This is a genomic window from Actinosynnema sp. CS-041913 (assembly GCF_050942485.1).
In the GTDB taxonomy this organism is placed as follows: domain Bacteria; phylum Actinomycetota; class Actinomycetes; order Mycobacteriales; family Pseudonocardiaceae; genus Actinosynnema.
The window spans coordinates 1,575,503-1,593,420 of the sequence record NZ_CP192037.1 but is presented as its reverse complement, the minus strand read 5'-3'; the positions used below and the strand labels follow the sequence as shown (position 1 = coordinate 1,593,420).

Annotated in this window: 18 protein-coding genes and 1 riboswitch; of the genes, 4 read left to right on the top strand and 14 right to left on the bottom strand. The window is 70.8% G+C overall.

Features of this window, described 5'->3' with window-relative positions:
* Positions 1-28: 28 nt before the first annotated feature.
* A riboswitch (SAM riboswitch) is annotated at positions 29-142 on the top strand.
* A gap of 11 nt (positions 143-153) precedes the next feature.
* On the top strand, positions 154-1,416 hold the full coding sequence (gene thrC / locus ACQPZF_RS07810; RefSeq protein ID WP_433269743.1) for a threonine synthase: 1,263 nt from the start codon (positions 154-156) through the stop codon (positions 1,414-1,416).
* A gap of 119 nt (positions 1,417-1,535) precedes the next feature.
* Here the strand turns inward: thrC and ACQPZF_RS07805 are convergent, their stop codons facing one another.
* The 10 genes from ACQPZF_RS07805 to ACQPZF_RS07760 all read right to left on the bottom strand — a co-directional run bounded on the left by ACQPZF_RS07805 (position 1,536) and on the right by ACQPZF_RS07760 (position 10,412).
* Entirely contained in the window at positions 1,536-1,988 is a 453-nt protein-coding gene (locus tag ACQPZF_RS07805; protein WP_433269741.1) for a hypothetical protein, read from the bottom strand.
* Between the two features lie 23 nt (positions 1,989-2,011).
* On the bottom strand, positions 2,012-4,309 hold the full coding sequence (locus ACQPZF_RS07800; RefSeq protein ID WP_433269739.1) for a DNA internalization-related competence protein ComEC/Rec2: 2,298 nt from the start codon (positions 4,307-4,309) through the stop codon (positions 2,012-2,014).
* A 195-nt stretch (positions 4,310-4,504) separates the two neighbouring features.
* A complete protein-coding gene (locus ACQPZF_RS07795; protein WP_433269737.1) occupies positions 4,505-5,233 on the bottom strand; it encodes a helix-hairpin-helix domain-containing protein in 729 nt (242 codons plus the stop codon).
* A gap of 85 nt (positions 5,234-5,318) precedes the next feature.
* Positions 5,319-6,161: a DegV family protein gene (locus tag ACQPZF_RS07790; protein WP_433269735.1), complete on the bottom strand. Its 843-nt coding sequence runs from the start codon at positions 6,159-6,161 to the stop codon at positions 5,319-5,321.
* A gap of 11 nt (positions 6,162-6,172) precedes the next feature.
* Positions 6,173-6,904, bottom strand: a complete 732-nt coding sequence (gene octT / locus ACQPZF_RS07785) for a diglucosylglycerate octanoyltransferase (RefSeq protein WP_433269733.1) — start codon at positions 6,902-6,904, stop codon at positions 6,173-6,175.
* Positions 6,901-7,515 carry a histidine phosphatase family protein gene (locus tag ACQPZF_RS07780; protein WP_433269731.1) on the bottom strand — a complete coding sequence of 205 codons (615 nt, stop codon included), beginning with the start codon at positions 7,513-7,515 and terminating at the stop codon, positions 6,901-6,903. Before ACQPZF_RS07780 ends, octT begins: the two co-directional genes overlap by 4 nt.
* The gene (rsfS, locus tag ACQPZF_RS07775) at positions 7,512-7,898 is read right to left on the bottom strand and encodes a ribosome silencing factor (protein WP_433269729.1); all 387 of its coding nucleotides are present in this window, start codon (positions 7,896-7,898) and stop codon (positions 7,512-7,514) included. The genes ACQPZF_RS07780 and rsfS overlap by 4 nt, the downstream gene beginning before the upstream one ends.
* 69 nt (positions 7,899-7,967) lie before the next feature.
* Positions 7,968-8,561: a nicotinate-nucleotide adenylyltransferase gene (nadD, locus tag ACQPZF_RS07770; protein ID WP_433269727.1), complete on the bottom strand. Its 594-nt coding sequence runs from the start codon at positions 8,559-8,561 to the stop codon at positions 7,968-7,970.
* A gap of 227 nt (positions 8,562-8,788) precedes the next feature.
* Positions 8,789-9,010: a ferredoxin gene (locus ACQPZF_RS07765; protein ID WP_433269725.1), complete on the bottom strand. Its 222-nt coding sequence runs from the start codon at positions 9,008-9,010 to the stop codon at positions 8,789-8,791.
* Positions 9,011-9,146: 136 nt separating this feature from the next.
* Positions 9,147-10,412 carry a glutamate-5-semialdehyde dehydrogenase gene (locus ACQPZF_RS07760; RefSeq protein ID WP_433269723.1) on the bottom strand — a complete coding sequence of 422 codons (1,266 nt, stop codon included), beginning with the start codon at positions 10,410-10,412 and terminating at the stop codon, positions 9,147-9,149.
* Positions 10,413-10,543: 131 nt separating this feature from the next.
* Here ACQPZF_RS07760 and ACQPZF_RS07755 point away from each other — a divergent pair, with 131 nt between their 5' ends.
* From ACQPZF_RS07755 to ACQPZF_RS07745, 3 genes are read left to right on the top strand one after another with little or no spacing between them, the layout of a single operon-like run.
* Positions 10,544-12,616, top strand: a complete 2,073-nt coding sequence (locus tag ACQPZF_RS07755; protein WP_433269721.1) for a RecQ family ATP-dependent DNA helicase — start codon at positions 10,544-10,546, stop codon at positions 12,614-12,616.
* Positions 12,613-13,155: a GNAT family N-acetyltransferase gene (locus ACQPZF_RS07750; protein WP_433269719.1), complete on the top strand. Its 543-nt coding sequence runs from the start codon at positions 12,613-12,615 to the stop codon at positions 13,153-13,155. The genes ACQPZF_RS07755 and ACQPZF_RS07750 overlap by 4 nt, the downstream gene beginning before the upstream one ends.
* A gap of 41 nt (positions 13,156-13,196) precedes the next feature.
* Positions 13,197-14,462, top strand: a complete 1,266-nt coding sequence (locus ACQPZF_RS07745) for an MFS transporter (RefSeq protein WP_433269717.1) — start codon at positions 13,197-13,199, stop codon at positions 14,460-14,462.
* Between the two features lie 82 nt (positions 14,463-14,544).
* On the opposite strand, the gene proB is transcribed toward ACQPZF_RS07745, so the two are convergent.
* From proB to rplU, 4 genes are all read right to left on the bottom strand, one after another.
* A complete protein-coding gene (gene proB, locus ACQPZF_RS07740; protein WP_433274470.1) occupies positions 14,545-15,660 on the bottom strand; it encodes a glutamate 5-kinase in 1,116 nt (371 codons plus the stop codon).
* An 11-nt stretch (positions 15,661-15,671) separates the two neighbouring features.
* A complete protein-coding gene (gene obgE, locus ACQPZF_RS07735) occupies positions 15,672-17,123 on the bottom strand; it encodes a GTPase ObgE (RefSeq protein ID WP_433269715.1) in 1,452 nt (483 codons plus the stop codon).
* Positions 17,124-17,227: 104 nt separating this feature from the next.
* Positions 17,228-17,491, bottom strand: a complete 264-nt coding sequence (gene rpmA / locus ACQPZF_RS07730; RefSeq protein WP_433269713.1) for a 50S ribosomal protein L27 — start codon at positions 17,489-17,491, stop codon at positions 17,228-17,230.
* A 14-nt stretch (positions 17,492-17,505) separates the two neighbouring features.
* A complete protein-coding gene (rplU, locus tag ACQPZF_RS07725; RefSeq protein WP_433269711.1) occupies positions 17,506-17,820 on the bottom strand; it encodes a 50S ribosomal protein L21 in 315 nt (104 codons plus the stop codon).
* Positions 17,821-17,918 lie beyond the last annotated feature (98 nt).

Genomic DNA, 17,918 nt, shown 5'->3' with positions numbered 1-17,918 from the left:
GCCGTAAGTTCGAGTCACAACCGAATACCGCTCATCCAGAGGGGCAGAGGGATCGGCCCGAAGAAGCCCCGGCAACCTGTCGCACAGCATCCGCTGGCGACCATGGTGCCAATTCCGACCCGCGACGCGGGAAAGATGAGGAGATACCTCGCGATGACTGCTGTGAGTGCGCCCTCGGCCACCACCTCCTTCAACCTCGGTCCGGCTCGCGCCCTGTCGTGTCGTGAGTGCGGCCACGAGACCCCACTCGCCCCGGAATACGCCTGTCTCGAGTGTTTCGGGCCGCTGGAAGTCGCCTACGACTTCGGCCGCGTCCGCCGCGAGGACATCGAGGCGGGCCCCCGGTCGATCTGGCGCTACCGCGGCCTGCTCCCGGTGCCCTCGAACGTCGAGTCGCACCCCAACACCAACCCCGGCCACACCCGCCTCGTCGAGGCCGACCGCCTCGCCAAGGCACTGGGCGTGCGCAAGGTCTGGGTCAAGGACGACACCGGCAACCCCACCCACTCGTTCAAGGACCGCGTCGTCGGCGTCGCCCTCGCGGCAGCCCGCGAGCTGGGCTTCAAGGTCCTCGCGTGCCCCTCCACCGGCAACCTCGCCAACGCCGTCGCCGCTGCGGCGGCCCGCGCGGGCTGGCAGTCGGTCGTGCTGGTCCCCTCCTCCCTCGAACAGGCCAAGATCCTCATGACCGCCGTCTACGGCGGCAACCTGATCACCGTCGACGGCAACTACGACGACGTGAACCGCCTGGCACAGGAGCTGGCCGCCGAACACGAGGACTGGGCGTTCGTCAACGTCAACGTCCGCCCCTACTACGCCGAGGGCTCCAAGACCCTGGGCTACGAGGTGGCCGAGCAACTGGGCTGGCGGCTGCCCGACCAGATCGTGGTGCCCATCGCGTCCGGCTCGCAACTGACCAAGGTCGACAAGGCCTTCCGCGAGTTCGGCGAACTCGGCCTGGTCGACGCCACCCCGTACAAGGTGTTCGGCGCCCAGGCCACCGGCTGCTCCCCGGTGTCGGCGGCGTTCAAGGAAGGCCACGACGTGGTCTCCCCGGTCCGCCCCGACACGATCGCCCGCTCGCTGGCGATCGGCGCCCCCGCCGACGGCCCCTACGTGCTCGACGCCGTCCGCCGCACCGGCGGCGCGATCGAGGACGTCACCGACGAGGAAGTCGTCGAAGGCATCCGCCTGCTCGCCCGCACCGAGGGCATCTTCGCCGAGACCGCCGGCGGCGTCACCGTGGCGACGGCGAAGAAGCTCATCGAGACCGGCCAGTTGGACCCCGACGCCGAGACCGTGCTGCTGATCACCGGTGACGGCCTCAAGACCCTCGACGCCCTAGGCGACCGCGTCGGCCCCCGCGCCAACGTGCCGCCGTCCGCCGAGGCCGTGTTGAACGCCCTCAAGGACTGACCGGGGCCCACGACCGGCTCATCCGCCACGACCGCCTGCCGAAGGCCGTTGGCGGGTGAGCCGGTCACCCGGCCGGCACGCTCACGAGGCTCCGCGGTGATCACGCGGATGGGCAGTGATCACAAGGCGATGCGGGACGAGCGCAACCAACCACTGCGCGGGAACGAGTTCAGCTCGGGCAGCACATAGGGACCGACCTCCTCGGTCTCGGCCCGCCAGGCCGTGAGCTGTTGTGGCCACGGCGCGGCGGACTTGTGCCCGTTGTACCGATTGGCGCGCCAGTCTTCCGGCGGGATGGTCAGGTCGTCGTCGAACAAGGTGTCGGCGATCTGCTGATAAGCCTCCTCGGGCGACTTCACCTCCATGGTGCGGACGTAGTTCGTGACCGTCGCCCGCGCCACGATCGCCCGTCCGCCCGCACTGATGTCCTGGCAGAGGTAGAAGGTGAACGCGGGCCGCAGTTCGTCGCGCGGCCAGGGATGGGCGACGTAGCCGGGCTGCCACAACGCCCAACCCACCTCGCGCGGCGCCCAGCCGGTGTGCAGTCGGATCCACGTGTCGTCGTTGCTCATTGGTTCTCTCCCTTTCGGTGTGTTCAACGGCTGTTCTTCAGCGGATCGCCCCGACGGACGACCCGAGGCCCCTCCGGACCTGGTAAGACGGCGGTGTCACCGTCCCGATCTGTGCGCAGCACCAGCACGCCCTGGCTCGCCAAGGCGTCGACCAGCACCCCGCTGGGGTGGCCATAGCGGTTGCCCGCCCCGACGCTCACCAGCGCGACTCGTGGCCGCACCGCCGCGAAAAACGCCGGCGACGAAGAGCGCGACCCGTGGTGCGGCACCTTCAGCACATCGGCCCGCAGGTCGACGTGGTCGCCGAGCAGCCCGGCCTGCCCGGCCAGCTCGACATCCCCGGTCAGCAACACCCGCCCGGCGGCGGTCGACGCCCGCAGCACCACCGACGCGTCGTTGACCGCCGTGTTCTCATCCCCTCGCGACACCACCCGCGGCCCCAGCACGTCCAACTCCAGCCCCGACCAGCTCAACCGCTGCCCGACACCCAGTTCGACCACCTGGACCCCGGCGGCCCGCGCTCGCGCACGCACCTCCTCCCACGCCCAACCCGGCCTCCGCGACGGCCCCACGGCCACCGCGCCGACACCCCGCTCCGCCAACACCGCCGCCAGCCCGCCGATGTGGTCGGCATGCAGGTGGCTCAGCACCACCAGCGGCACGCGCCGGACACCCAGCCGCCGCAGGCAGGCCAGCACCGGCACCGGATCCGGCCCGGTGTCGACCAGCACGGCCCGGTCACGCTCCGCCGTCGCCAGGACGACCGCGTCCCCCTGTCCGACGTCACACGCCACCACCGCCCAACCCGGCACCGGCCACCGAGGCGCGATCACCTCGACCGGCGCCAGCACCACGGCGACCCCGACGACGACAGTCACGGCCAACACCCGCAACCGACGCAGCCGCAGCACGCCGTAGGCCAGCAGCACCACACCCGCCAGCAACGCCCCGCCCAGCCAGCCTCCGGGCCACGCCACGGCCGCTCCCGGCACGGCCGCCGCGTGCCGCCCGACGGTGATCAGCCACTCCGCCGCCGGACCGGCCACCTCGGCGACGAAGCGAGCGGTACCCAGGTGGACCTGGGCGAGCACGGCCGCGAGCACCCCGAGCACCGTCGCCGGCGCCACGACCGGAGCGATCAGCAGGTTCGCCAGCACCGCGACCAGACTCACTTGGCCCGAGATCCCGGCGACCAGCGGAGCCGTGGCGAGGTGCGCGGCGGCGGGCACCGCCAACGCCTCGGCCAGCCCCACCGGCACGCCCCGGTCCCGCATGCCGGCCGCCCACCGAGGCGCGACCAACACCAGGGCCGCCGTGGCGACGACCGACAACCCGAACCCCGGATCGACAGCGAGCTGCGGGTCGTACAGCACCAACACGACCACCCCTGCGGCGAGCGCCGGCAACGCCGACCTCTCCCGCCCCAGCACCAAGGCGAGCAACGCCACGGCGCCCATCACCGCCGCCCGCAACACGCTCGGCTCCGGACCGGCCAACACGACGAACCCGACCAACGCGGCCATTGCGCCCGCCGCGCAACCCCGTGGACCGAACCGGAGCAGCCGCAGCACCAACAGCACCGCGCCGCACAGGATCGCGAGGTTCGCTCCACTGACCGCCAACACGTGGGCCAAGCCGGCGGTGCGGAACTCGTCCACGACTCTCGGTGCCAGGCCGGATGTGTCGCCGACCACCAGCGCGGGCAGCAGCCCGGCAGGCTCGGGATCGAGCGTGCCACTCGCGTCCCGCAGCCCTGCCCGCAACGACTCGGCGGCCCGCTGCCACACGGGTGCCGGCGTGACCTCGCGGGGCGGGCCACGAACCCGGAGCACGGCCACCGTCAGCTCGCCGGACTTGGCCGGCGCGAGCGTGCCACGAGCCAGCACCCGTTGGCCGGGCAGCAGTTCCCGCCAAGCCGCCGCCGGTGCGAGCACCGCGACCCGACCACCGTCGCCGTCGAGCGTCGCCTGGGCTAGGACCAGGTCGACACCGCTCGCCCGTGAGCCGAAACCACCGGCACGCAAACCACGCGGCCGGTCGGACAGTTCCAGTCGCAGGGTCGTCAGGTCGCCGTGTTCCGCCGCCGCACGCAGCGAGTGGTGGGTGGACTCGTGCACCTGCATGCCGATCCAGCACGCCGCGACCGGCCCGACCACCGCGACCGCCACGGCGGACGAACGCCAGTGGCGGAGGACTACGCCGCCGACCACGCCTGCGGCAAGCCCTACGGCGACCCCTGCCCACCAGGTCCAGAGCAGGCCGACCAACGCGGTCGCCCAGACCGCCAGCGCTGCCGGTACGAGATAGGCGCGGGGACTCACGGCCCGGTTCGCCGGTCAGGGCTGTGGTCGACGCCCTTGGAGTGGTGGTGGGTCCTTCGAACGGGCTGATGGGTGGTGCTCGGCTTGCTCTGTGTCATGGGTTTCCTCCTAGTCGGTCAGGTGTTGTGGCGGGTCGGGGCGATGGCGGTTGGGTGCGGCGAGGCGGTTGAGCGGGGCAAGGCGGTCGGGGTGGGATCAGAGGCGGACGAGGTCGCCCAGTCTGGCCAGCTTGGTGTCTCCTATTCCTTCGATCTCGCCGAGTTGGTCGATGGAGGTGAACGGGCCGCGTTTGAGGCGTCGTTCGACTATTCGTTGAGCTGTCACGGGGCCTACTCCGGGTAGTTCGTCCAGTTGCTCCTTGGTCGCGGTGTTGAGGTTGAGTGGTTGGGGCCGGGATTCCGGGCCCTGGACCGGGACTCCGACGGCTATCTGCTCGCCGTCGGACACCCGGCGGGCCAGGTTGAGGCTGCGGAGGTCGGCGTCGGGGTTGGGACCGCCGGCCGCCTGCACGGCCTCGGCGACGCGGGCGCCGCTGGTGACCGTCACCAAGCCAGGCTTGGGGACTTCGCCCACCACGTTGACGATCACGTGCTCGGGAAGCCTGGTCACCTCCGCCGCCGCCATCGGGAGGGCCGGCGGCGACTCGGGCTCCGGGCGCTGCCACCACAGGCTGAGCATGACGGCCAGCGCCACGCCGGCCAGCACGCCTACGTAGACCAGGGGACGACGGGGCAGCGGCACGCCGGCCAGCCGGTGGGTCAGCAGTCGGCGTGCCAGAGCACGCAGCCGGCCTGGCGGGTCGGCACCGCCCGCCGAGGACGCGAAGACGACCAGCGGGGTGTCCTCGGCTTGGTGTCTGCCCTGGGTCTTGGCGATCAGGGCGTCGAGTCGGGCTGATGTGGGATCCGGGTTGTTGTCGAACATGTGATCGAGACTAGGCCGGGTGGCGGAGTGGGCCCAGCGGCGATTCGGGATCTGTGGACAGATTTTCGGGCTGTGGATAACTCGCTTACTCGTAGCCGCCCGGCAGGACCACGACACCCAGCACTCCAGGGCCGGTGTGAGCGCCGATCACCGCTCCCACCTCGGAAATCAGGCATCCGTCCGAGCCGGGAACCCGCTCGTCCAAGCGCGTCGCCAGCTCCGCCGCACGTTCCGGAGCCGCCAGATGGTGCACCGCCAGCCCGACCGGACCGGAGCCCGCGGCGGACGCCGCCAGATCCACCAGCCGGCCGATCGCACGGCCCATCGTGCGCACCTTCTCCAGCGGCACGATCCGACCGTCGTCCACGTGCAGCAGAGGCTTGACCGCCAGCGCCGTACCGACCAAGGCCGCCGCCGCGCCGATCCGACCGCCCCGCCGCAGGTGGTCCAAGGTCTCCACGCAGAAGAACATCCGAGTCCGCTCGGCCGCACGGTTCGCGGCCTCCACGGCCCGCGTCCCGTCGCCGCCCGCCGCGCAGGCCGCAAGCACGGCAAAACCCAATCCCATCCCGGTCGCCCGGGAGTCCACCACCCGGATGCGCTCCGGATCAACCTCCTCGGCCGCCAGCCGCGCCGCCTCCCACGTCCCGGACAGCTCACGGGACAGGTGCACCGACACGATCTTGTCCGCGCCCTCGGCGAACGCCGACCGGTACACCTCGGCCAGCTCGCCGGGCGTGGGTCTGGACGTGGTGACGCGGCGGTGCTCCCCCAAGGCCGCGGCGAGTTCCGCGGGCCCGAAGTCGACACCGTCGAGCCTGCTCCGGCCGTCCACCGCGACATGCAGCGGGACGACCCGGATGCCGTGCCGCTCGGCGAACCCCTCCGGCAGGTACGCCGTGGAGTCGGTGACGATCGTGGTGGACACGAGTGCCGAGACTACGGCTCGCCCACACCCGAGGGGCTGACCGCCACGGACCTGACGAGATCGGCCATGGCCGCGCCCACCAGCGCGTGGCCCTCCCAGCCCCAGTGCATCCCGTCCGGGTTGCCGCGCCGGGCCCGGACGTGCTCGCCCACCAGCGCGGGCACGTCCAGCAGCGGAACGCCGGCCCCGGCAGCCCACGTGCGCACCGCGCGCTCGGCCGCCGGACGTCCGCTGTGCACGTTCGCGTACGCCGGGGAGCGGTGCACCGAGGGCGTCATCCCCACCGCCCGGATGCCGGGCTCGAACGCGTGCACCGCACGCACGCACGAGTCCAGGTACCGCACCGTGAGATGCGGCGGCAACGCCACCGGAAACCCTCCGAACAGGCGCGACAGCCCAGGCTGAAGGGCCCGATAGGCACTCCGGGCCCGCCGCCGGACCCCATCAGGACGCAGATAACGCAACCCTTGACGCAGGAACGTGGGCAACGGCGACGGCAGCGTGTCCATATGCCCCACGGCCAGCACGAGCACGTCGGTGCGCGGCAGCAGCGACCAGACACGCGGGTCACCGGTCAACGCCCACCAGGCGTCCCGCGCGGTCCACCCGAACCCCGCCGCCAGCTCCGCGTGCCCGCCCAGAGCGGCGGCAGCGACGTTCGGCCACAGCTCCGGGTGGTCTGCGGGCAGCGGCCCCTGCGGACCGTGGAACGTCAGCGAGTCACCCAGTACGAGCAGTCTCACCGGGTGGTTCCGGCGTTATACGACGACAGCCGCCAACGCCCGTCGCCCTGCGGACGCCGGGTGAACACCGTCCAGTGGCAGTTGCCGATGCCGCCCAGCAGCGCCCACCGGTCCACCGGCAGGTCCAGCAGCCGCCCGGTCAACGCGCTGATCAGCCCGCCGTGCGCGCACAGCAGCACGGTCCCGGAGAACTCCTCGTCCACCGCGTCGACCACCGCCGACGCCCGCTCGGCCACCTCGACCCGCGTCTCGCCGTCCGGCGGCGCGAGTGTCCCGTCGGCCCTCCACGCGTCGAGCAGACCCGGCCACTCGATCTCGATCTCGTCGCCGGTCAGGCCCTGCCACTTGCCGAGATTCGTCTCCCGGAGCCGTTCGTCGACCCGCAATCCGACACCCGTGGCGGACGTGAACACGGTCGCCGTGTCACGAGCCCGCCGCAGGTCGGAGGCAACCACCAGCTCGGGTGCGAACCCGGCGAGCACCGGCACCGCGAACCGCGCCTGGTTCCAGCCGGTCTCGGTCAGCGCCGAGTCCAGGTGGCCCTGCATGCGCCCGGTCGCGTTGTAGTCGGTCTCACCGTGCCGCCACAGCACGAGCCGGTTCAGGGTCATGCCTCGGCGACCTCGTCGGCCACAGGTCCCGCGTCGAACTCGATGCGCGGGCAGTCCTTCCACAGCCGTTCGAGGCCGTAGAAGGAGCGTTCCTCCATGTGCTGGACGTGCACCACGACGTCCACGAAGTCCAGCAGGACCCAGCGGCCTTCGCGCGCGCCTTCACGGCGGACCGGCTTGCGGCCGGCCTCGCGCAGCTTCTCCTCGATGTTGTCCACGATCGCGCCGACCTGCCGCTCGTTGGGAGCGGACGCGATCACGAACACGTCCGTGATCACCAGTTGGTCGGACACGTCGAGCACGATCACGTCGTGCGCCTTCTTATCGGCCGCCGCGTTTGCGGCGACCAGCGCCAACCGTCGTGCCTCGTCGGTGGCTGCCACGTTTCTCCTCATCACCTCGGCGGGCGCCGATACGTCCGCACGAGTCAATGAGGGTACCGGCGTCCGGCGTCAGTCCGGCACCGAGTAAAGCCTCCGCTTGGAGATGTACTGAACGACACCATCGGGCACGAGGTACCAGACGGGCAGGCCGGAGGCCGTGCGGTCCCGGACTGCGGTGGACGAGATGGCCATCGCGGGCACCTCCACCAGCGACACCGCGCCCGGCGGCAGATGGGTGTCGACCAGCTCGTAGCCGGGCCTGGTGACACCGATGAAGTGGGCCAGCCCGAACACGTCGTCGGCTCGTCGCCAGGACAGGATCTGTTCGAGCGCGTCGGCGCCGGTGATGAAGAACAGCTCCGCGTCCGGGTGCATGCCCTTCAGGTCACTGAGCGTGTCGACCGTGTACGTGGGGCCACCTCGGTCGATGTCCACGCGGCTGACGGAGAACCTCGGGTTGGACGCGGTCGCGATGACCGTCATGAGGTAGCGGTCCTCGGCGGGGCTGACCTCGCGTTCGCTCTTCTGCCACGGCTCGCCGGTCGGCACGAAGATCACTTCGTCGAGCTCGAACCGGGCCTGGACCTCACTGGCCGCGACGAGGTGGCCGTGGTGCACCGGGTCGAAGGTGCCACCCATGACGCCGATCCGGCGGTTGGACATGGGACGTGAGCCTAGTTCGGGTGGTGCGCGGGCGACCGGTCGCTCCCCGATCAGCCGCCCGCGCACTCGGACTCCCCGTCCGCGGCCCTGGGGGAGGAGGCCGCCTACGCGGAACGCGGCCCACCCCGAAGCAGAGCCGCGCGACAGTGGGACACAGCGCTCACGCAGGTATGACGCGATTGACTGAAGATTTTTAGTCCGATCGGAGTGACGCCGGTCACCCGGCGTCAGCTTTGCGGAGCGAGCACCGAACCGTCCGAGTCACGCAGCAGGATCGCCTCCATCGGACACGACTCGGCCGCGTCGACGACCACGTCGTCCGGGTCGACCGATTCGTTGACCGGCGTCGATGTGCCACCTTCGAGCCGGAAGTGGTCCGGTGCCATCCCGATGCACACCCCGGTGCCGATGCACGTGCCCCGGTCGACTTCCAGACTCCACTTGCCCATGGGAACCACCTCACCGGAAGACTGCGCTGTCCACGATCCAGTCTGCCGTTCCCGATGGTCACGTCATCGGCCAAACGGAGGTTCGGTATCCGCCGAAGCGAATGACGGCGACCGGAGGTTCCGGCCGGCACGGAACTCACGACGACGGGCGGACGTGCCCCTCTCCCCACGCGATCCACTTCGACGAGGTCAGTTCGGACAACCCCATCGGGCCGCGCGCGTGCAGCTTCTGGGTGGAGATGCCGATCTCGGCGCCCATCCCGAACTCCGCGCCGTCGGTGAACGCCGTGGAGACGTTGACCATCACCGCCGCCGCGTCCACCCGCGCGGTGAACTGGCGTGCGGCCCGGACGTCGCCGGTCACGATCGCCTCGGTGTGACCGGAGCCGTGGGCCGCGATGTGCCGCACCGCCTCGTCCAGCGAGTCCACCACGCGGGCCGCGATGTCGAGCGACAGATACTCGGTGTCCCAGTCCTCGTCGGTGGCCTGCTCGACGCCGTTCTGGCGAGCGAAGGCGTCGTCGCCGTGGACGGTGACCTCCTGGGCCTGGAGCGCGGCGGTGATGCGGGGCACGAACTCGTCCGCGATGGCGGCGTGCACCAGCAGCGACTCGGCCGCGTTGCACACGCTCGTGCGGCGGGTCTTGGAGTTGAGCACGATCCGCTCGGCCATGTCGAGGTCGGCCGCCGCGTCGACGTAGACGTGGCAGTTGCCCACGCCGGTCTCGATCGTCGGCACGGTGGCCTGCTGCACGACCGCGTTGATCAGCCCGGCCCCGCCGCGCGGGATCACCAGGTCGACCAAGCCGCGGGCGGTGATCAGGTGGGTGACCGAGGCGCGGTCGTGGCACGGCAGCAGTTGCACGCAGTCGGCGGGCAGCCCGGCGCTCTCCAGTGCGTCGCGCAGGATCGCGACCAGCGCGGTGTTCGAGTGCTCGGCGGAGGACGAGCCGCGCAGCAGGGCGGCGTTGCCGGACTTCAACGCGAGGCCGGCGGCGTCGACCGTGACGTTCGGGCGGGCCTCGTAGACCATGCCGACCACGCCCATCGGGACACGCACCTGCCGCAGCTCCACGCCGTTCGGCAGGACCGAGCCGCGCAGCACCTCGCCTACCGGGTCGATCAGGCCGGCCACCGTCTCCAGGCCCTTCGCCACGCCGTCGACGCGCTTCTCGTCCAGCGCCAAGCGGTCCAGCAGGCCTTCGGACAGGCCCGCCGCGCGGCCGGCCTCGATGTCCTTGGCGTTGGCTTCCAGGACTTCGTGGGCACGGGCGCGCAGCGCGGCGGCCATCTCGTGCAGCGCGGCGTCCTTGCGCTCGCGGGTGGCCAGGACGAGTTCGTCGGCGGCGACGCGGGCGCGCCGGGCGGCGGCGTGCACCTGTTCGCGCAGGTCGTCAGTCACGTGAACCAGACTACGGTCACCCGTTGGTGGCTGTCGCCGAGGTTCCCAGCGGCCGGGACTCGATCCGCTTCGGCCAGGGGTGGCAATGGGAAACTGTCGTACCTCTCTGCCATGGTGGTCCCGTGGATGAAATGGCATTGCGCGCACTGGCCGATGAGCGACTGAGGGCTTTGGCGGGTCCTCAGGCGGTGTTGCGCGATGACCAGTGGACAGCCATCCACGCGCTGGTCGCCGACCGGCGGCGGGCGTTGGTGGTGCAGCGGACGGGTTGGGGCAAGTCCGCTGTGTACTTCATCGCCACGGCGTTGCTGCGAGCCCTGGGCGAGGGGCCGACGGTGATCGTCTCGCCGTTGCTGGCCTTGATGCGCAACCAGGTCGACGCGGCGGCGCGCGCCGGGGTGCACGCGGCGACCATCAATTCGGCCAATACGGATGAATGGCAGGACGTGCAGGACCGGGTGGCGGCCGGCGAGGTCGACGTGCTGCTGGTTTCACCGGAAAGGTTGAACAATCCGGATTTCCGTGACTCGGTGCTCCCTTCACTGACATCATCGGCAGGGCTGCTGGTGGTCGACGAGGCGCATTGCATTTCGGATTGGGGCCACGATTTCCGGCCCGACTACCGGCGGCTGCGGACGTTGCTGACAGAGCTTCCGGCCGGGGTGCCGGTGCTGGCGACGACCGCGACGGCCAACGACCGGGTGGTGCGGGACGTGGCCGACCAGCTCGGGTTGGGGGCCGGTTCGGACACGCTGGTGCTGCGCGGGCCGCTGGACCGGGAAAGCCTGCGGCTGGCGGCGGTCCGGTTGCCCAACGCCGAGGCTCGGTTGGGGTGGCTGGCCGAGCAGCTCGACCGGCTGCCGGGGTCGGGGATCATCTACACGCTGACGGTGGCGTCCGCCGACGACGTGGCGGCGTTCTTGCGGGAGCGCGGCTACCCGGTGGCGGCGTACTCGGGCCGCACCGACCCGGCGGAGCGGCAGCGTGCGGAGGAGGACCTGCTGGCGAACCGCGTCAAGGCGCTGGTGGCGACATCGGCGCTGGGCATGGGGTTCGACAAGCCGGACCTGGGGTTCGTGTTGCACCTCGGCGCGCCGCCCTCCCCCATCGCCTACTACCAGCAGATCGGGCGTGCGGGCCGTGGTGTGGAGCGGGCCGAGGTGCTGCTGCTGCCGGGGCCGGAGGACCGGGACATCTGGGCGTACTTCGCGTCGCTGGCGTTCCCGCCGGAGCGGGTGGTGCGGCAGGTGCTGGACGCGTTGGCCGAGGCGGGGCGGACGTTGTCCACGGCGGCGCTGGAGCCGATGGTGGAGCTGTCGCGCACTCGGCTGGAAGTCGTGCTGAAGGTGCTCGACGTGGACGGGGCCGTGCGGCGGGTGCGTGGCGGTTGGGAGTCGACCGGGCGGGCGTGGTCGTACGACGCGGAGCGGTACGCGCGGATCGACGCGGCGCGGAAGGTCGAGCAGCAGGCGGTGCTGGACTACCTGACCACGACCGGGTGCCGGATGGAATTCCTGTTGCGGCAGTTGGACGATCCGCACGCGGCGCCGTGCGGCCGGTGTGACAACTGCACCGGGCAGCGGTGGTCGGCGGAGGTGTCTTCGGACGCCGCGTCGGCGGCGCGGGAACGGCTGCTGCGGCCCGGTGTGGAGGTCGAGCCGCGCAAGCAGTGGCCGACCGGCATGGCGGCGGTCGGAGTGGGGCTGTCCGGACGCATCCCGGCGGGCGAGGCGGCCGAGACCGGGCGGGCGTTGGGGCGGCTGACCGACATCGGGTGGGGCAACCGGTTGCGGTCGCTGTTCGGCGGGGACGACCAGGAGGTGCCGGAGGACGTCTTCGCGGCGTGCGTGAAGGTGCTGTCGGCGTGGGGGTGGCCGGAGCGGCCGGTGGGCGTCGTGACGGTGGGTTCGCGCGGCCGTCCGGAGTTGGTGGGCAGCTTCGGACAGCGCATCTCGGCCATCGGGCGGCTCCCGCTGCTCGGCCAGGTGTGGCTGGGCGAGTCCGTGCGCCGGGCGAACAGCGCGCAGCGGCTGGCCGGTCTGGTGCGGTCGACCGAGGTTCCCGATCTGTCCACTGTGGATGGACCGGTGCTGTTGGTGGACGACCAGATCGACACCGGCTGGACGATGACGGTCGCGGCACGGCTGCTGCGGCAGGCGGGCGCACGTGCCGTACTGCCGTTCGCGTTGGCGGTGACGGCGTGACACTGACAACGGAACGGTTGGCGCTACGACGTTTCCGGCCGGGCGACGCACCCGCGTTCGCGGCGTACCGGTCGGATCCGGAGGTGGCTCGGTACCAGTCGTGGGAACCGCCGTTCCCGCTGGCGCTGGCCGAGGAGTTCATGCGGGAGATGGCTGTGCTGGACCCGGCCGAGCCGGGCTGGTTCCAGTACGCCGTCGAGGTGGACGGGGCGCTCGTCGGCGACGTCGGCGTGAACCTGCGCGAGAACCGGAGACAGGCGGACATCGGCTACACCATCGCGACCGCCCACCAGGGCAACGGGTACGCGACGGAGGCCGTGGGCCTGATGCTGGAGCACCTGTTCGTCGAACGCGGGCTGCACAAGGTGTCCGCCGAGTGTGACGCGCGCAACGAACCTTCGGCGAAACTGTTGGCACGGCTGGGTTTCCGACGTGAAGGACACCTGGTCGAACACACGTGGATCAAGGACGAGTGGACGGACGACCTGCTGTTCGGCCTGCTCGCCCGGGAATGGAGGCCTATCGGACGAATTCGGTGAGGGATCTACCGACTGCGAACGCTTTGTGGTTGTGTCCCACCATGGCAGCCGTCGAGGTCAAGCACCGACTACCGGTCCGCAAGCTCATCGCGGCGAGCATCGGGAACGCCATCGAGTGGTACGACTGGACGATCTATGCGACGTTCAGCATCTACTTCGCGACGCAGATCTTCCCGAAGGACAACGAGCAACTGGCGTTGATCAACACGTTGGCGACGTACGCCTTGGCGTTCTTCTTCCGACCTCTCGGTGGCTACCTGCTCGGCCGTTTCGCCGACCTGCGTGGGCGGCGGACCGCGATGATCCTCACCATCGTCCTGATGGCGGGCGGGTCCGTGGCGATCGCGGTGTTGCCCACCTATGCGCAGGTCGGGTGGTTGGCGCCGGTTCTGCTCGTGGTGGCGCGGATCGCCCAGGGGCTTTCGCTGGGTGGTGAGGTGTCGAACGCGTCGGCCTACCTCGCCGAGATCGCTCCGGCGGATCGGCGAGGGCGGTATTCGGCGTTCTTCTACATCTCGACCGGTGTCGCGCTGCTGGTGGCGTCGTTGCTCGGGTTCACGTTGGCTCGGACGATGAGCCAGGCCGACCTGGCGAGCTACGGGTGGCGGATTCCGTTCCTCGTCGGCGGGGTGTTGGGGCTGGTCGGGCTGTGGTTGCGGCGGAACCTGGAGGAGACGGAGCAGTTCGCGCAGAACAAGGTCAAGGCCGAGCAGCTCAAGGGGCCGTTGCGGACGACGTTGCGGGAGCACCCGAAGGCCGTGGGGCGGTTGGTGGGTTTCACCATGCTGTCCACGTTGTGCTACTACACGTTCTTCAGTGCGCTGACGCCGTTCGCGGTCACCACGCGCAAGGCGGACGCGGTGGACGTGTTCCTGGCGTTGTCGATCGCCACCGTCCTGTTCATCGCCCTCCAGTACCCGATGGGGGCGTTGTCCGACCGGATCGGGCGAAAGCCTCAGCTCTTGGTGTGGTCGGCGGCCACCGCGGTGCTGGTGGTGCCGTTGTCCACGCTGATCGGTCCCGGACTGGGCGGGCTGATCGTCGTGTTCTGCGTGGGGCTGGGGTTCTACACGGCCATGACGTCGATCGCGCCGGCGGTGATGAGCGAGCTGTTCCCGACGGAGTTGCGCGGGCTGGGAATCGGGGCCTGGTACAACCTGACAGTCGCGTTGTTCGGCGGAACCGCTCCGCTGGTCATCAAGATCCTGCCGGGCACGACGTTCTTCTGGTACGTCGCGGTGGGAGCGGCGGTCGCGTTCGCGGTCATCGTCACGTTGCCCGAGACCAAGGGCAGCGAGCTGCGTTAGAACGGGACGTGACGGCAGCGAGCTGCGTTAGGGCGGGGCGCGAGCTGCGGTGCCGGGACGCCGCTGTTGCCGGGACGCCGCTTCAGTGCGTGGGCAGCGGGACCAAGTCGTCGGCGTGCACGACTTCGCGGCGCTGTTCGGCGGGTAGGTCGTGGCTGGAGCGGCCGATCAGGGCGGGCAGTTCGCCTGCGTCGAAGCCGACGACGCCGCGTGCGACCACGTGGCCGGACAGGTCGACCAGCTCGACCACGTCGCCGGCCTCGAACACGCCGTCGACCGAGGTGATGCCTGCCGCCAGGAGCGAACGGCGGCGGCCGACGACGGCCGCGACGGCACCGTCGTCCAGGGTGAGCCTGCCGGTCGCGTCGGCGGCGTGACCGAGCCAGAAGCGGCGCGCGGTCAGGCGTGGGCCGGTGACGGCGAAGGCCGTGCCCACGTCGGCCGTGCTCAGCGCGCGCGCGGCGTCGGTCGCGCCCGCCAGGAGCACCGGGATGCCTGCCGACGCCGCCAGGCGGGCAGCGGCGAGCTTGGACGCCATGCCGCCCGTGCCGAGGCCGGACGCGCCGACCGAGCCGGCGCGGACGCCGTCGACGTCGGCCGCGCCGGCGACCTCGGTGACGCGTTGCGCGCCGGGGCGGCGTGGGTCTCCGTCGTACAGGGCGTCGACGTCCGACAGAAGGAACAGGGCGTCCGCGCCGACCAGGTGTGCCACGAGGGCGGCCAGTCGGTCGTTGTCGCCGAACCGGATCTCCTCGGTGGCGACGGTGTCGTTCTCGTTCACGACCGGCACCGCGCCGAGTGCCAGCAGGCGGGAGAACGTGCGTTGGGCGTTGCGGTAGTGCGACCGCCGGACGACGTCGTCCGCGGTGAGCAGGACTTGTCCGACGGTCAGCGCGTACCGGCCGAACGAGTTCGCGTAGGCGTGTGCCAGGGTGAGCTGCCCGACGCTGGCCGCCGCCTGCTGGGTCGCCAGGTCACGTGGCCGACGGGTCACGCCCAAGGGCGCCAGGCCGGCGGCGATCGCGCCGGACGACACGAGGACCACCTGGCTGCCTGCCGCGCAGCGGGCCGCGACGGCGTCCACCAGGGCATCCAGCCGGGAACGGTCCAGGCCGCCCTCCGCTGTGGTCAGCGACGACGACCCGACCTTCACCACGACCCGGCTCGCCGCCGAGACCGCTTGCCGAGCCTGCGACAACACCGAGCCGATCACTCGTCCTCTTCGAAGTCCTCGGAGCCGCCGGGTAGCCGCCGCGCCTTCTTGGCTGCCAGCCGCTCGGACGCGCCGACCCGGTTGCCGGCTTCGAGGCGGGCATCCGTGCCGCGACCGGTCATGGTCATGGCGATGCCGGCCGGGGTGGACGGTTCCCAGTCGAACACCAGGTCGCCGATGGTGACCTGGCAGCCGGGCAGCGCGCCCATCTTGACCAGCACGTCCTCCACGCCCAGCCGGGCCAGGCGGTCCGCCAGGTAGCCGACGGCCTCGTCGTTGCTGAAGTCCGTCTGGCGGATCCACCGCTCGGCCCGTTCGCCGCGCACGATGAAACCGCCTTCGACCTGCGGGTCCTCCACCACGGTGAAGCCGGCGTCGTCCACGGCGGTCGGCCGCAGCACGATCCGGGTCGACTCCTGCTTGGGCCGCGACGCCCGGTACTCCTCGACCACGCGGGCCAGCGCGTAGGTCAGCTCGCGCAGGCCTTCCCGAGTGGCCGTGGACACCTCGAACACCGGCAGGCCGCGGGCCTCGATGTCCGGGCGCACGATCTCCGCCAGATCCCGCGCCTCCGGGATGTCGATCTTGTTCAGCACCACGACGCGTGGACGTTCGGCCAGGTCGTCGGCCAGCGACGGCGTGTACTTCGCGAGTTCCTGTTCGAGCGCGTCGATGTCGGACAGCGGGTCGCGGCCGGGTTCGTAGGTGGCGCAGTCGACCACGTGCACGAGCACCGCGCAGCGTTCGATGTGCCGCAGGAAGTCCAGGCCGAGGCCCTTGCCCTCGGACGCGCCGGGGATCAGGCCGGGCACGTCGGCCATGGTGAAGATGGTCTCGCCGCCGGTGATCACGCCCAGGTTCGGCACCAGCGTGGTGAACGGGTAGTCGGCGATCTTCGGCTTGGCCGCGGACAGCACCGAGATCAGCGACGACTTGCCCGCCGACGGGAAGCCCAGCAGGCCCACGTCGGCGACGGACTTGAGCTCCAGCACCAGGTCGTGCTGCTCGCCGGGTTCACCGAGCAGGGCGAAGCCGGGAGCCTTGCGGGCCTTGGACGCCAGGGACGCGTTGCCGAGGCCGCCACGCCCGCCCTGGGCGGCGATGAGCCGGGTGCCTTCACCGGTGAGGTCTGCGACGACCTCGCCCTCTGGCGTGAGCACCACGGTGCCGTCCGGCACGCGCAGTTCCAGGTCGGCGCCGTTCGCGCCGTCGCGGTTGCCGCCTTGGCCGCCCTTGCCGTTGCCGGCGGACGCGTTCGGGCGGAAGTGGAAGTCCAGCAGGGTGTGGACCTGCGAGTCGACGATCAGGACGACGTCGCCGCCTTTGCCGCCGTTGCCGCCGTCCGGGCCGCCCAGCGGCTTGAACTTCTCCCGGTGGACGGAGGCGACCCCGTTGCCGCCATCGCCGGCGGCGACGTGGATCACCACCCGGTCGACAAAACGGGACACGGGGAATCACTTCCAAGCGCTAGGTGCGGACGAACTCTCTGAACACTACTGAGCGCCGTGGTCCGCGCATTCCCGCGGACACACGGCGCTCAGGAGGGACGTACTCAGGCGGCGGACTCGACCGGGACGATGTTCACGGTCTTGCGGCCGCGCTTCATGCCGAACTCGACCGCACCGGGGGTGAGGGCGAACAGCGTGTCGTCCTTGCCACGCCCGACGTTGACGCCGGGGTGGAACTTGGTGCCGCGCTGGCGGATCAGGATCTCGCCGGCCTTGACGACCTGACCGCCGAACCGCTTGACCCCGAGGTACTGGGGGTTCGAGTCACGGCCGTTGCGGGAGCTGGACGCGCCCTTCTTGTGTGCCATGGCTAGTCAGATCCTCACTTACCGGTGATGCCGGTGACCTCGACGCGGGTCAGCTTCTGGCGGTGACCCTGGCGCTTGTGGTAGCCGGTCTTGTTCTTGAACTTGTGGATGCGGATCTTGGGGCCCTTGGTCTGCTCGACGACCTTGCCGGTCACCGAGATCTTCGCCAGGGCGTCGGCGGCGGAGGTGACGTCAGTGCCGTCAACCACGAGAAGCGGCGCCGCGAACGTGATCTCGGTGTCCGGCTCGCCCTCGAGCTTCTCGACCTCGATGACGTCGCCGACAGCCACCTTGTACTGCTTGCCGCCGGTCTTGACGATCGCGTACATCGGGACGGAAGTCTCCTGCTACTCGACGGGACGGGGCCACGCGCGCCTCAGTGCCACTGGATGACCGTGGACTGGGCTTCGCACGACAGGGCCCACCG

Excerpts from the sequence above, each read along its gene's own strand:
- rpmA (WP_433269713.1), bottom strand. The coding sequence starts at position 17,491 with ATGGCACACAAGAAGGGCGCGTCCAGCTCCCGCAACGGCCGTGACTCG.
- ACQPZF_RS07805 (WP_433269741.1), bottom strand. The coding sequence starts at position 1,988 with ATGAGCAACGACGACACGTGGATCCGACTGCACACCGGCTGGGCGCCG.
- ACQPZF_RS07780 (WP_433269731.1), bottom strand. The coding sequence starts at position 7,515 with ATGACCCTGAACCGGCTCGTGCTGTGGCGGCACGGTGAGACCGACTAC.
- thrC (WP_433269743.1), top strand. The coding sequence starts at position 154 with ATGACTGCTGTGAGTGCGCCCTCGGCCACCACCTCCTTCAACCTCGGT.
- ACQPZF_RS07755 (WP_433269721.1), top strand. The coding sequence starts at position 10,544 with ATGGCATTGCGCGCACTGGCCGATGAGCGACTGAGGGCTTTGGCGGGT.
- rplU (WP_433269711.1), bottom strand. The coding sequence starts at position 17,820 with ATGTACGCGATCGTCAAGACCGGCGGCAAGCAGTACAAGGTGGCTGTC.
- nadD (WP_433269727.1), bottom strand. The coding sequence starts at position 8,561 with ATGTCCAACCGCCGGATCGGCGTCATGGGTGGCACCTTCGACCCGGTG.
- ACQPZF_RS07745 (WP_433269717.1), top strand. The coding sequence starts at position 13,197 with ATGGCAGCCGTCGAGGTCAAGCACCGACTACCGGTCCGCAAGCTCATC.
- ACQPZF_RS07765 (WP_433269725.1), bottom strand. The coding sequence starts at position 9,010 with ATGGGCAAGTGGAGTCTGGAAGTCGACCGGGGCACGTGCATCGGCACC.
- ACQPZF_RS07795 (WP_433269737.1), bottom strand. The coding sequence starts at position 5,233 with ATGTTCGACAACAACCCGGATCCCACATCAGCCCGACTCGACGCCCTG.